Below are 13,292 nucleotides of genomic sequence, written 5' to 3' on the forward strand. Positions count from 1 at the left end.
CACCGATCGGATCGGCTCAGCGCACGGCGTACACGCGAAGCGGCGTCCCTTTGAGCGGTAGCGGTTCGAGCCAGTCCGGAACGCGATCTGCCTCCAGCTGCGCGACCAGACTGTCGGGGAAATTGCGCGCGGCGTCGATCTCACTGAAATCGCCGGGGCATAGCAGGACGTAATCCGCTCCCCATGCGCGCGCGATTGCACGCGAGTCAGAGGGCGGGCCAAGGAAGAAGCGGTACATCGCCATGTTGCCGCGATTGTTGCGATGATACCCTGCGCCGATCGTCGAATGATGCGTCGCGCCGATCACATAGGCAGCGACGCTGGTGCCCGCCATCATTACGCCGGGCGGGAGCCGGTCGATCTGTTGCCAGGCGCCGCCCGCACTGCACACGACCTGCAGTCTGGGACGGTTGATCCCGCTCGTCTCACGGGCCGTGCGCAGCTCTATCTGCTCGGGGATCGTGGCATAGACCATTCCGGCTCCGGCCAGCCACGCACCGATCACCGCGGGCGTGCGCCAACTCAGGCGCCGGCGCGCCAGTATGACGAGGCCAGCGAGCATGGGCGCGGCAAGTGGCGCGCCGATATAGGCGCCGCGGACCTGAAACAGCAGCACCAGCGCAGACATCAGCACGACCGACGCGAGCGGCAACAGGTTCGCCCACCGCGCACGCGCACGCACCAGCATCCAGATCGCAACGATGCTTGCCGTCGCCATCATGCCGCCGATCGCGATCAGCCGCGACAGCCGTGGCTGGTCGAGTACGCTGTTCGCTTCGTCGATATAGGGCAAGAAGGCGTGGAGCAGAAACGGGTCCATCTCGCCATAGGGGCCGTTGATGCAGCTCGGAAAGGCCAGCAAGGTGCCGCCCAGCGCAACGCCGCCGATGATGAGGCCGGCGCCGATGCGTAGCCGCCACGTCCGAAGCGAAGATGTGGCGAGGGCAAGGATCGCAAGACCCGCGCCCGTTGCCAGCGCTGCGGTTGCAGAAGCCGGTGTAAATGCATCGCAGAGCTGCGAGGTCCAGAAAGTCGGCCGCAATAAGATAAGGAAAAACAAGGTCGAGCCGGCCAGGCCGATTGCGAAGCCGCCAAGGCGCGTGCGCTCGACCGCTCCGTGCACCACCCAAAGCAGCGCGAGCACCGCGATCAGCGCGGCAACCTGTGGCGCGGTTTCGAGACCGACGATCAGGCTTATGCCAGCCAATGCGCCGGCAACCATGCCGCCGCGTAGAGTTGGGGAACGCATCAGCAGCAGTACGAGCAACTGGATCAGCACGACCTGCAGCGCGTGGTGATCGATGCGACCGGGAATGAACACGGTCGTGCCCGGATAGGCGAGCGCGGTGAGCACGGCTGCGACAGATCCGCCGCCGGCGCCCCATAGCCGGCGCCCGATACGCGCCGACAGGAACATCGCGCCAGCAAAGAGCAGGCCGGGATAGACCAGCACCGCGAACATCTCTGCCTTGGCCATGCCGACCAGTGGCGCAGCAGCAAGGATCAGCCCCGCGATGCCGACATCGTTGATCCGCGACCAGTGCATCGGCGATCCGTCAGGCGGCGCCATGCGATATTGGGTCCAGTCATTGATCCCTTGTCCCGCGATCCAGTCCCGCACCTGCGCGAGCCGCATCATATCGTCGGGGTCAGGCAACAGCATGTGACTGAGCCGCGGCCAGTCGGTCAGCGTCCAGCCGACCGTCAGGATCAGCGCGAGCGCAAACGCGACCAGCAAGTCGGTACAGATCGCCCGGCGGCGCGCCAAATGTGCATCGGTAACGGAAGTGTGCATGGCGCTGGGCGGATCAGCGCGACAGCACGGCCACGAAATGCAATCCGCGGTCGAAGAACCAGCTGAACGGCCGCGGATAGAGCGCGAGCCGTGTCGTCACCGCACTGGCACCGAGCTGGAGCCGGCTCCAGACGCTCCGCCACTCACGCTGCGAAAGATAGTTATAGGGCAACCGCACGCCGTGCGCGGCGTTGCCCACCCAATCCATGAAACGCAGCGTCAGGCCGGCGGCCACGCCGTCACGGAAATGATCCTTGATGATTACCTTGGGTGCGACCCGAGCGATCTCCGCCAGAACAGCCCCCGGATCATCGGTGTGGTGCAGCACGTCGATCACCATCGCCGCGTCGAACACATTGTCGGGAAAGGGGATATGGCTGCCGTCATAGGCATGGACCGGGATTGCCGTATCGGGGCGGACCAGCACGTCGATGCCCTCAATCCGCACGTCGGGACGGATTTGCATCACCAGAAGTGCGAGATCGCCGCTGCCGCAACCAACATCGAGCACCCGTGCATCGCGCGGAAGCCGCTCGGCGATCGCCGCCGCGAGCCGCTGGATGCGACGGTCGAACACGAGCTTCCCATGAATGGCACCCAACATCAGCAACACTCCTCCAATGCCCCGATCGCGGCGCACGACGTCTTGCGAACTTCGCTACGGGAAAGAGCGATGAGAAATGGTTAACGCACTCACTCCGCTACCCCAAACAAATGGTCGTTCCACGCCCGTCATTAACCAAAAATTTCGGACTGAACCGCGACAAGCAGGATGGTTCTAGGAGATCCAGATGTCCGGCGCGCTCGCCTTTCGCAGTTCTATCATTGCCGATCAGACGCCATCGGCGCCGACGAAGCCTGCGCTCGAGCTTTCCATCGTGATGCCCTGCCTCAACGAGGCGGAGACGATCGCGGTGTGCGTCAAGAAAGCGATGGCCTTCCTCGCCGCCGAAGGGATCGCCGGAGAGGTGATCATCGCCGATAACGGTTCGACCGACGGCTCGCAGCAAATCGCCAACGCGCTCGGTGCGCGGATCGTCCATGTCCCCGAACGCGGCTATGGCGCTGCACTGATCGGCGGGATTGAGGCCGCGCGCGGTGAATATGTCGCGATGGGCGATGCCGATGACAGCTATGATTTCGGTGGCCTCATGCCATTCGTTAAGACACTGCGCGAAGGCGCTGACCTCGTCATGGGCAACCGCTTCAAGGGCGGAATCGCCGCCGGTGCGATGCCGCGGCTGCACCGCTATCTGGGCAACCCGGTCCTCAGTTTCCTCGGCCGGATCTTCTTCAAAATCCCGGTCGGTGATTTCCATTGCGGGTTGCGCGCGTTCCGCCGCGACTCCATTCGCAAGCTCGGCCTCGCCACCCCCGGCATGGAATTCGCCAGCGAAATGGTGGTGAAGGCGTCCATCGAGCGCCTCGACATTCGCGAGGTTCCGACAACGCTGCGCCCCGACGGCCGCAGCCGCCCGCCTCACCTGCGCACCTGGCGTGACGGCTGGCGGCACCTGCGCTTCCTGCTGATCTATGCGCCCAAGTGGTTGTTCCTCTACCCAGGTCTCGCACTGGCAGCCGCTGGCCTGCTCGGGATTCTCGGCCTGATCCCGGGAGACGCCCATCTCGGCGGCGTCGAGCTCGGCATCCACACAATGATCTTCGCGGCGATGGCCGTGCTGATGGGGTCGCAGCTCATCGGCCTGTCGGTCATGGCGCGGCGCTATGGCGTAATCGCAGGCATGTGGCCCGAAAGCGGGCTGATGCGCCGCGTGCGCAACTGGTTCACCGTCGAGCGGGCCTGTATCATCGGCGGGCTGATGCTGACCGCCGGTATCGCCGGTGCCACGACCGCGACCGCCTTATGGGCCTCCACCGGCTTTGGTGGGATGGACCCGGCAGCGCTGATGCGCCTCACTATCCCCTCGATGCTGCTGGGCTGCATCGGGCTGCAGGTGGTGGTGACAGCCTTCTTTATCGGACTGATGGACCAGACACGACGAAACTGACCGGGGGGTTGGGGGCAACAAATGAAGCAAAGTGGCGGTGCCAATCCGCAGGCGGAGGCGTTGTGGCTGATTCCGGCCACGGCGATCGTGCTGCTGCTCTGGATCGCCGCCGCGATCGGAGCCCAACGCGATGGAATCAGCGCGCTGCCGCTCGCGCTCGGCTACACGCTCGACGCGCTGCGCGGGATATTGATGACGATTGCCGCTCTGCTTGGCTATGCGTGCGTGCGCGCCATCTGGCGGCGTGACCCGAGGCCGGCCCAGCGGCTTCTCGGCGCTGCCATACGGAACCTGCGCACGCCATGGCTGTTTGCTGGCGCAATCGGGCCACTGGTGCTCTTTCCCCTGCTGCTGGGCGCATTCGGCACACTAAAGGTGCTGCTGCCCCTCCACGTCCCCTTTATGTATGACACGCTCTTCGCCCGGATCGACCGAGCGCTGTTCTTCGGCGTCGATCCATGGCGCGTTTCCCACGCGCTGTTCGGGAGCCCGACGGCGACGATCCTGCTCGACCGCATCTATACGGGCTGGCTTGCCCTTGTGCCGCTTACGACCGTCGGTTTCGCGCTCGTCGCGCGGCGGAAAGACCGGGCGCGCTTCATCCTGGCGATGGTCCTCACCTGGGCTTTACTTGGCGTGGCAGGCGCCTGGGCCGGGTCATCGGCAGGCCCGATCTTCCTCGACCTGCTCGCGCACCCCGAAGCCGGACGGTTCGCTGGTCTGATGGATCATCTGCGCGCAGCAGACTCACAGGCGGGTCCCAACGGCCTCACCGCGCTGCGCTGGCGCGCGGTGCTATGGCAAGCCTATGTCGATCGCGATCTGTCGTTCGGCATGGGCATCTCGGCCATGCCTTCGATGCACAATGCGATCACCGCGCTCTACGTGTTCGCCGCATTCCGGCTGGGGAAATGGTGGGGCGCCGCCGCGGCCGCCTATGCCGCGATCATCTTTCTGGGCTCAGTCCACCTTGCCTGGCACTATATGCTCGACGGGATCGTCTCGTTCGGCGCGGTGGCGCTGATCTGGCTTGCGGTGGACCATTATCTCCGCTGGTGCGGCTATGACCGGCTGGTCGCAGGTGCGCCCGCCATCAAAGCTCCCGCCGTCCCAGCAGCCGCAGGCGCAGCGCGTTCAGCTTGATGAAGCCCGCCGCGTCGCGCTGGTCATATGCGCCCTGATCGTCCTCGAAGGTCACGACCTTCTCGCTGTACAGCGAACCCGGCGACTTGCGGCCGACGACGTTGACGCTGCCCTTGTAGAGCTTGAGGCGCACGGTGCCGCTGACATTCTGCTGGCTGTGGTCGATCGCCGCCTGCAGCATCTCGCGCTCGGGCGCGAACCAGAAGCCGTTATAGATCAGCTCGGCATAGCGCGGCGCCAGCTCGTCCTTGAGATGTGCGGCGCCGCGATCGAGGGTGATCGATTCGATCCCGCGATGCGCGAGGTGATAGATGGTACCGCCCGGCGTCTCGTACATCCCGCGCGACTTCATGCCGACGAAGCGGTTCTCTACCAGATCGAGCCGACCGATGCCATGCTTGCGGCCCAGCTCGTTGAGCGCGGCGAGCAGCGTCGCGGGCGACATCGCCTCGCCGTTCACGGCGACGCCATCGCCCTTTTCGAAGTCGATCGTGATATATTCAGGCGTGTCGGGCGCGTCCTCCGGGTTCACCGTGCGCGAGAAGACATAGTCGGGCACCTCTTCCCACGGATCCTCGAGCACCTTGCCCTCGGAGCTGGTGTGAAGAAGGTTCGCGTCGGTCGAGAACGGCGCCTCGCCACGCTTGTCCTTGGCGACCTGAATCTGGTGCTTTTCGGCGAATTCGATCAGCTTGGTGCGGCTGGTCAGGTCCCATTCGCGCCACGGCGCGATCACCTTGATGTCCGGGTTCAGTGCATAGGCCGACAGCTCGAAACGGACCTGGTCGTTGCCCTTGCCGGTCGCGCCATGGCTGACCGCATCGGCATTCACTTCCTTGGCGATTTCGATCAGCCGCTTGGAAATCAGCGGGCGCGCGATCGAGGTGCCGAGCAGGTACAGCCCCTCGTACAGCGCATTGGCGCGCATCATCGGGAACACGAAATCGCGGACGAACTCTTCCTTGAGATCGTCGATGAAGATGTGCTCGGGCTTGACGCCAGCGTTGAGTGCCTTCTCGCGCGCGGGTTCGAGCTCCTCACCCTGGCCGAGATCGGCGGTGAAGGTCACCACCTCGCACTGATATTCCTGCTGGAGCCATTTCAGGATCACGCTGGTGTCGAGGCCGCCCGAATAGGCGAGCACCACGCGGTTGATCTTGTCGGCCATCTTGTCGTCGCTCCAGAGGAAAAAGGTCGCGTGCGCCTCTAGGCCCGTGGGGGCGCTTCCGCAACACCAGTGAACAGCCGCGGCAGATAGACGGCCAGCGCCCCCGCCCGGTAGAAATAGCTGGCGAGGAAGGCGAACCATACGCCGGTCGCGCCCAATGGCCGCAGCAACAGGTCTGTGCCGATATACAGAATTGTCGCCAAAATCGCCGCGTTGCGCAGCGCCCGCCCCTGCGTCGCGCCGATGAAGACGCCGTCGAGCAGCCATGCCGGAACCCCGAGCGTCGCGGTCAGCGCGGCGAAGGGCAGCATCGCATAGGCGGCGGCGCGCACCTCGATATTGGTGGTCAGCAGATCAATCAGCAGCCAGCCGAAGGCGGCAGCAACCCCGCTCGCGATCAGCCCGAAGCCGAGCGAGAACTCCCCCGTCAGTCGGATCGCGCGTTTGAGCTCCGCCTTCGCCCCCGCGCCGATCGCGATCCCGACGCGCGATTCGGCGGTGAATGCAAAGCCATCGAGTACGAAGGCAAAGATGCCGACCAGCTGGAGCAGCACATGGTTGGCCGCAAGCTGCACCGTGCCCAGCCGCGCGCCGGCATTGGCGAGCCACAGGAACATGATCAGCAGCGCGATGGTGCGGATCATGATGTCGCCATTCACTGCGAACAGCCGCTTCCACGCGGTGGGATCGAAGAACCCGGCGCGCTGGCGCAGCAATGCCGCCGGCCCAACGATCCGCAGCACCATGACGATGCCAAGCGCCAGTGCGACCCATTCGGCCAGCGCGGTGCCAAGGCCGACACCGCGCGCGCCCATCCCGAAATGCCACACGAACAGCACGTCCAGCACCACATTCACCGCGTTCATCGCGATCTGGAGCAGCAGCGTGTCTCGCGTGCGGCCAAGCCCGTAGAGCCAGCCGTTGATCGCGTAGAAACCCAGCGCTGCGGGCGCCCCCAGAAACCGCGCCGTCACGAACTCATGCGCGGCGGCGGTCAGCGTCTCGCCACCCGCCAGCAGCGACAACGCCAGCGGAACGATCAGCAACTGCAATGCGACCAGCACCGCGCCGATCGCAAGACCGGCGGCGACGCCCCGGGCCAGCAGCGCATTGACCTCGCCCGTGTCGCCGCGACCATGGGCCTGCGCGGTCATTCCGGTCATCCCCATGCGCAGGAAGCCGAACGCCCAGAAAATGAAATTGATGATCGCGACGCCCAGCGCCACGCCGGCAAGCGCCGCCGCGTCCCCGGTCCAGCCGATTACCGCGGTATCCACCAGTCCGACCAGCGGCACCGTGGTCTGGCCGAGCATGATCGGCCATGCCTGCGCAAAGATCGACCGACGGGTTAGGAGAAGGGGCTGGGCCGCTTGCATGGCGTCCCCATGCGCATATGCTTGCCCAAAATCCAGCGGAGCCGCGCGATGGCCGAAATCAAGACCAGGCCGACACAGGTAACCGTCGATGATTTCATCGCGGCGGTCGAAAACGCCGCCCGGCGCGAGGAAGCGAAAACCGTCTGCGCGATGATGGAACGCGTCACCGGCGAACCGCCACAGATGTGGGGTCCGTCGATCATCGGCTTTGGCAGCTATCACTATAAATATGACAGCGGTCATGAAGGCACGATGTGCCGCCTCGGCTTCTCGCCGCGCAAAGCGCAGCTTGTGCTCTATATCCTTACCGGCGCAGCAGGCGAGGGAGAGCAGCTGGAGAAACTCGGCAAGCACAAGACCGGCAAGTCGTGCCTTTACATCAACAAGCTCGCCGATGTGGATATGACGGTGCTTGAGGACATGACCCGTGACGCGCTCGCTTACATGAACGCCAGATACCCGGTCTGACAGTTCAAGCGCGAGTCGCCCCGATCATGCTATGGCTGGACCCATGCTGATTCTCTTCGCGCTTGCCGCCGCCCAGACTCCGCCTGCCGGTGTCGCCCCCGGCCCGCTTCCCAGGGCCGAGGCCGAACGCCGCGTCGCCGAACGCTTCGCCGATCTCGACCTCAACGAGGACGGTGTGGTCGAACGCGACGAGGTCCGCGCCCGCTTCGATTTCGAGGCAACCACCAACGCCACCTATGCCGCCGCGCAGAAGGCGAAGAAGGCGGGCGATCCGCGAGCCGCCATCGACGCGCGCCAGCAACCCTTTGCCAAGGCCGATGCCTGGTTCGCTGCGGTCGATACCGACAAGGACGGCAAGATCACTCGTGACGAACTGACCCGCTATCTGGGCGCCGATGTCGAACAACTCGGGGTGAAATAGACACCTCTGTCATCGGCTGGACTGGCGGCGGATTCTGCGTATCGTTACGCAATGATCCTGCTGAACCTGCTCGCTCTGGCCGCAGCGGCTTCACCCCCGGCACAGGAGGCAACCACCCCCGCGCCACTGGCACCCGATGGCGCTTGGGTAGTCGACTATGCCGATGAGGCCTGCAACGTCGCACGCGCCTTCGGAAAGGACACTCAACGGGTCACCTTCGCGCTGGTCCTGATGCCCGGACGCGAAACCAGCCAGATCGTCCTCAACCGTCCCTATGACGGGAAGGAGAGAATCCGCGCGGCAGATCTTGTCATCACCACAGCCCCCGGCGCTCCGCCGATTACGACGCGTGCGATCAGCGGGTCGGTAACACCCGGCTCGCGCCTGCTGCACGCCAACATCTCGGCCGAAGACCTGTTACAGATCGAAGGCGCCAGGTCGCTGATTCTCAGATATCGCGACCAGGTTATCCATCTTGCCACCAACGGCATGAAGAAGCCCCTTGCGGCGGCACTGGCCTGCGAAGACGATCTCATCCGTGCCTGGGGCGCCGACCCGGTTACGTTCCGCAGCATCGCGGTTCGCCCCAAGGCCAACCAGACACCGGATAATTGGATCACGAATGACGACTACCCCGCCGGCTCCCTGATCGCCGGGGAAAGCGGCGTGGTCGGTGTGCGTCTGAGCATCGGCACGGATGGAAATCTGACCGAGTGCAAGATCGTAACCTCCAGCAAATTCCCAACGCTCGACCAGCAAACCTGTGCCCTGATCCGCAAGCGCGCACGTTACGCGCCGGCGCAGATGGCGGATGGCGCCAAAGTGGCTTCCGTTTCATTTCTGCGATTCCGTTGGCAGATCTTCGATTGAACGGCGTCAGCCGGCGTTCAATCCCTTCTCCGCCTCCGCCATATAGTCCCGCGTGATCGGCAGCGCCGTACGCGAGCGCGAATATTGCAGCTGGTAATTGACCAATCCGCCATTGCGGAACGCGCACAGCGATCCGGCGAGGTAGAAGGTCCACATGCGGAAGAAGCTCTCGTCGTACAGTGCGACGATCTCCGCCTTCGCCGCTGTGGCGCGGTCGTACCAGGCCTGCAGCGTATAGGCGTAGTGGAGCCGCAGCACTTCGACGTCGGTGAGGAACAGCCGCATCCCCTCATGCCCGCGCACGATCTCCGACAGCGCCGGGATATAGCCGCCGGGGAAGATGTACTTGGCGGTGAAGGCGTCGGTCACGCCCGGTTCACCGGCGCGGCCGATCGTGTGGAGCAGCATCACCCCCTCTTCGTTCAGCAGCTCGCGGCACTTGCGGAAGAAGGTGCGGTAGTGCGCCGTGCCGACATGCTCGAACATGCCGACCGAGACGATGCGGTCGAACTGACCCCCAAATTTCTCAGGGGTCACATGGCGATAGTCGATCAGCTCGAACTTGACCTTGTCCGCGACGCCGGCCTTTTCCGCCCGCTCGCGCGCGATCTTGAGCTGCTCTTCGGACAGGGTGACGCCCAGCACCTCGGCGCCGGTCTTGGCATGCAGATAGAGCGCCATCCCGCCCCAGCCGCAGCCGATATCGAGCACCCTCATGCCAGGCCCGATCGCGAGCTTGGCGGCGATATGCGCCTTCTTGTCCGCCTGCGCCTGCTCGAGGCTGTTCGCCGGATCGGTATAATAGGCCATCGAATATTGGCGGTCGGCGTCGAGAAAGTGGTCGTAGAGCGTCGCCGACAGATCGTAGTGATGCGCGACGTTGCGCTTCGATCGGCGCGCCATGTTGATCCGGTCGAGCCGGAAGCGGACATTGTCGAAGCTGCGCTTGAGCAGCCCCGGGTTGAGGTTGCTGACCCCCGCTTCCCATTTGTTGTTGGCGGTGAACAGGTTGAGCAGCGCGAGGATGTCGCCCTGTTCGATCACCAGCGATCCGTCCATGAACGCCTCGGCCGCACCGAGCGAGGGATCGGTCAGGATACGCCGCGTTGCGGAAGGACTTGTGAACCGGATGGTGATTGGTGCGATCTCGGGGTCGGGCGCGCCGAAGCTGCGCGCGGTCCCGTCGGCATGGATCACGGTGAATTCTCCGCGCTTGATGGCGCGGGCGAAGAAATGATCGATGAGGGCCATGCGCGCTAGGCTAACGGCGGGAACCCTGTTCGCAAGTGCGGAAAAGACAGGCCGCGGAAATAATTACCTTCAGATTCCCGCATACCATTCATAACCGGCGATATCCTCCCACAGCCCGCCCCGACCGCCGTGGATCCCCTCAATCGACGCGACTGCCTCGATCCGCATGACGTATTTGGCGTGCTTGTAACCAAGCTGCCGCTCGACCCGCAGCCGCAGCGGCGCGCCATGCTCGACCGGCAGCGTGCGGTTGTTCATCGCCCAGGCGAGGATTGTCTGCGGGTGGAAGGCATCGATCAGGTCGATCGATTCATAATAGGGCCGCCCGTACAGTGTGTCGGCGCAGTGGAAGACGAGAAAGCGTGCGCTATCCCTGAGGCCCGCAAGGTCGAGCAACGTCGACAGCGTCGGACCATGCCACTTACCAATCGCGCTCCATCCTTCGACGCAATCATGCCGTGTGATCTGCACCCGCTGCGGCAGCGAGCGGATATCAGCGAGCGACAGGCTGAGCGGCCGCGCCACCAGCCCATCCACCCGCAATCGCCAATCGGCGAAGTTGCCGCGCATCAGCGCGCGATACGCGGGATCGGCCGGGAACAGCGAACCGTTGGCACGGAAGCGCGGCGACATCTCAGCTTCGGAAAATTGCCTCGCGAGCGCGTTGCGGTCGGTGATCGCGCGCTGCAGGCTCCTGTGCACCGCCTCCGCCTTGAACAGCAGATCGCGGCCAGCTTCGCTGTTGCCGATCCTGTCGCACCCGGCGACCAGCCCTCCCGCACCGGCAATCAGCAGCGAGCGGCGGGAGATCAGGTTCATCGCGGCACCTTCCACCAGCCGGTGATCATCGAGCGCACCTCGTTCAACGCCCCGGCAAGGATGACAAGCGCGAGATGAACGACGATGAACAGCGCCAGCAGCATCGCGACGATGAAGTGGATCGACCGCGCGCTCTGCCGCCCGCCGAAAACGTCGATCAGCCACGGCCAGGCCGCGTTCATCCCGGGCGACATGGCGAGCCCGGTGAAGATCACCAGCGGCAGCAGCACGAAGATCACCGCGACGTACGACAGCTTCTGCAACCCGTTATAGGCGCGCGGGTGCTCGGGATCGTGGAAGCGCAACGCGGCATGCGCCTTCACCTCGGCGGCGAGATGCACAGGCGCCAGATCCTTCGCCCGAACGCGCAGATCGCGCTGGAAATGGCGGTTGAGCAGGCTCGTCACCATGAACGCCAGCAGCGCGAACGCCAGCACCAGCGCAAAAAACAGATGCCAGCGCCGCGCCAGCGCAAGATTATAGCTCGATGGAATGGTCAGCCAGCCCGGTACCCGCCCGCCCTCGAACACCCACGCGACGCGGAACCAGGGCTGGTCGTAGTTCGCGCCATACTGGCCCCAGTAGAGCTGGCCATGCGCGTTGAGGATCATCAGGCCACTGCCCAGCAGCACGATCACGCTGACCGCAGTCACCCAATGCCAGAGCCGGGTCGGCAGGCGATGGCGATAGACGGTGGGTTCGCTGGCCACTCACGCCTTATGCCGCCGGCGCCGGGGAAGCGCCAGCGGCAAGGGACTCAGGCGTGCTTGCGCAGGATCTGCGCCAGCGGGATCTCGCCCAGCAACGCGCCGCTGCCCGGCGGAGTCTCGCCGAGCTCGCGCGCCTGAGCAAAGGCAACCGCCGGGTCCGCCATCAGCCGCTCGATCAGCGCCTCAATCCTGGGATAGGCGCCGGGCTCGATCGCCTGATGGAACTCGCCCCACCGCGCCACACCGATGAACACGCCATCGGCCAGAGTCGGACGATCGCCGAGCAGATAGGGCGTATCGCCGATCATCTCTTCCAGCCGCGCATGCCGGTCTTTGACCATGCCGTGCCCGAACTGGCGCAGAGTCGCCTGATAGTCCGGATCGGGTTCCGCCATCTCCAGCGCGGCCCAATAGGGGGTGAAGGCGCCGGTGAAGCCGGTGTTGATGAACGCCATCAGCTGATGCATCCGGTCGGCCTCCGCCGTGCCGGGATCAAAGCTCACGCGCCGCTCATGGTCGCGCGCCTCGATCCAATGAGCGATCGCCATCGTCTCGGTCAGCACGCGGCCATCCCCGGTGATGAACGCCGGGGTCTCGCCGCGCGGATTGAGGCGCAGAAATTCGGGTGTCTTCATCTCGCTCAGCATGTCGACGCGCGACAGGCGATAGGGCTGGCCCAGCCATTCAAGCGATGCGACAAGCCCCATCGAGCTCCCCAGCGGGAAGCCATAAAGCAGGGTCGGTTCCATGATAGTCTCCGTGATCTTTGGGGATCACCGCGCGGTGTGACTGGCATTTAGGAAGCCGTGCGCCCAAGTAAATTACGCACAAAAATGTCACTTCAGGGATCGAGCGAAGAAAATGCAGGACGTCATATCGAACTGCCCGATCGAGGATGCGATGCGTGTGCTGAGCGGCCGCTGGGCGACGCTGCTGCTCTACTACCTCAAGGACGGCTCCAAACGCTTCAGCGAGCTGCAGCGCGACAATCCCAGCATCTCGCACCGCATCCTGACGCTAGAGCTGCGCAAACTCGAAGAGGCCGGGCTGGTCACACGCACGGCCTTCCAGGGCTTCCCCCTCCGCGTCGAATATGCGCTGAGCGCGCCGGGCGCCGAGTTGATGCCGATGATCGATGCGATCGGCGACTGGTGGGCGACCTCCTTCCCCCGCCGCCGCGCGTGCCGCGACGCGGCGTAGGTTGCGAACAGCCGCCAGGGGTTGGGAAACCACCCGGCAGGTTTCGGATATTGCAACAGATC

The 13,292-nt window shown here is 64.6% G+C and carries 14 protein-coding genes; 6 read left to right on the top strand and 8 right to left on the bottom strand.

Going from position 1 to position 13,292, the window contains the following annotated elements; translation table 11 throughout:
• Nucleotides 1–16: 16 nt before the first annotated feature.
• Together AC07NK_RS18460 and AC07NK_RS18465 are read right to left on the bottom strand one after the other, a co-directional pair.
• Entirely contained in the window at nucleotides 17–1,795 is a 1,779-nt protein-coding gene (locus AC07NK_RS18460) for a hypothetical protein (protein ID WP_495172083.1), read from the bottom strand.
• A gap of 13 nt (nucleotides 1,796–1,808) precedes the next feature.
• Complete coding sequence (locus AC07NK_RS18465; protein WP_495172084.1) at nucleotides 1,809–2,399, bottom strand: class I SAM-dependent methyltransferase; 591 nt, start codon at nucleotides 2,397–2,399, stop codon at nucleotides 1,809–1,811.
• Nucleotides 2,400–2,586: 187 nt separating this feature from the next.
• On the opposite strand from AC07NK_RS18465, the gene AC07NK_RS18470 reads away from it, so the two are divergent.
• Together AC07NK_RS18470 and AC07NK_RS18475 are read left to right on the top strand one after the other, a co-directional pair.
• Nucleotides 2,587–3,804, top strand: coding sequence for a glycosyltransferase family 2 protein (locus AC07NK_RS18470; protein WP_495172085.1), 1,218 nt, complete (start codon nucleotides 2,587–2,589; stop codon nucleotides 3,802–3,804).
• A gap of 21 nt (nucleotides 3,805–3,825) precedes the next feature.
• On the top strand, nucleotides 3,826–4,947 hold the full coding sequence (locus tag AC07NK_RS18475) for a phosphatase PAP2 family protein (RefSeq protein ID WP_495172086.1): 1,122 nt from the start codon (nucleotides 3,826–3,828) through the stop codon (nucleotides 4,945–4,947).
• On the opposite strand, the gene AC07NK_RS18480 is transcribed toward AC07NK_RS18475, so the two are convergent.
• Both AC07NK_RS18480 and AC07NK_RS18485 read right to left on the bottom strand, forming a co-directional pair.
• On the bottom strand, nucleotides 4,898–6,115 hold the full coding sequence (locus tag AC07NK_RS18480) for an argininosuccinate synthase (RefSeq protein WP_495172087.1): 1,218 nt from the start codon (nucleotides 6,113–6,115) through the stop codon (nucleotides 4,898–4,900). The two genes, AC07NK_RS18475 and AC07NK_RS18480, sit on opposite strands and share 50 nt — an antisense overlap.
• Nucleotides 6,116–6,153: 38 nt before the next feature.
• Nucleotides 6,154–7,428, bottom strand: coding sequence for an MATE family efflux transporter (locus AC07NK_RS18485; RefSeq protein ID WP_495172088.1), 1,275 nt, complete (start codon nucleotides 7,426–7,428; stop codon nucleotides 6,154–6,156).
• Nucleotides 7,429–7,539: 111 nt separating this feature from the next.
• On the opposite strand from AC07NK_RS18485, the gene AC07NK_RS18490 reads away from it, so the two are divergent.
• Genes AC07NK_RS18490 through AC07NK_RS18500 form a run of 3 tightly spaced genes read left to right on the top strand, consistent with a single transcriptional unit; the run spans nucleotide 7,540 to nucleotide 9,250 of the window.
• Nucleotides 7,540–7,959 (top strand): DUF1801 domain-containing protein, encoded by a 420-nt coding sequence (locus AC07NK_RS18490; protein ID WP_495172089.1) that lies wholly within the window; start codon nucleotides 7,540–7,542, stop codon nucleotides 7,957–7,959.
• Nucleotides 7,960–8,002: 43 nt separating this feature from the next.
• Complete coding sequence (locus tag AC07NK_RS18495; protein WP_495172090.1) at nucleotides 8,003–8,380, top strand: EF-hand domain-containing protein; 378 nt, start codon at nucleotides 8,003–8,005, stop codon at nucleotides 8,378–8,380.
• 51 nt (nucleotides 8,381–8,431) lie between these two features.
• Entirely contained in the window at nucleotides 8,432–9,250 is an 819-nt protein-coding gene (locus AC07NK_RS18500; protein ID WP_495172091.1) for an energy transducer TonB, read from the top strand.
• Between the two features lie 6 nt (nucleotides 9,251–9,256).
• Here AC07NK_RS18500 and AC07NK_RS18505 read toward each other — a convergent pair whose 3' ends face one another.
• From AC07NK_RS18505 to AC07NK_RS18520, 4 genes are all read right to left on the bottom strand, one after another.
• Nucleotides 9,257–10,501 (bottom strand): class I SAM-dependent methyltransferase, encoded by a 1,245-nt coding sequence (locus AC07NK_RS18505; protein ID WP_495172092.1) that lies wholly within the window; start codon nucleotides 10,499–10,501, stop codon nucleotides 9,257–9,259.
• 69 nt (nucleotides 10,502–10,570) lie between these two features.
• Nucleotides 10,571–11,320, bottom strand: coding sequence for a molybdopterin-dependent oxidoreductase (locus tag AC07NK_RS18510; RefSeq protein ID WP_495172093.1), 750 nt, complete (start codon nucleotides 11,318–11,320; stop codon nucleotides 10,571–10,573).
• A complete protein-coding gene (locus tag AC07NK_RS18515) occupies nucleotides 11,317–12,030 on the bottom strand; it encodes a cytochrome b/b6 domain-containing protein (RefSeq protein ID WP_495172094.1) in 714 nt (237 codons plus the stop codon). The genes AC07NK_RS18510 and AC07NK_RS18515 overlap by 4 nt, the downstream gene beginning before the upstream one ends.
• 47 nt (nucleotides 12,031–12,077) lie before the next feature.
• Nucleotides 12,078–12,779 carry a glutathione S-transferase family protein gene (locus tag AC07NK_RS18520; RefSeq protein WP_495172095.1) on the bottom strand — a complete coding sequence of 234 codons (702 nt, stop codon included), beginning with the start codon at nucleotides 12,777–12,779 and terminating at the stop codon, nucleotides 12,078–12,080.
• Between the two features lie 112 nt (nucleotides 12,780–12,891).
• On the opposite strand from AC07NK_RS18520, the gene AC07NK_RS18525 reads away from it, so the two are divergent.
• Nucleotides 12,892–13,230 carry a winged helix-turn-helix transcriptional regulator gene (locus AC07NK_RS18525; protein ID WP_495172096.1) on the top strand — a complete coding sequence of 113 codons (339 nt, stop codon included), beginning with the start codon at nucleotides 12,892–12,894 and terminating at the stop codon, nucleotides 13,228–13,230.
• Nucleotides 13,231–13,292: the final 62 nt, after the last annotated feature.

The sequence above is a fragment of the Sphingomonas sp. GW821-FHT09B04 genome (genome assembly GCF_059418285.1).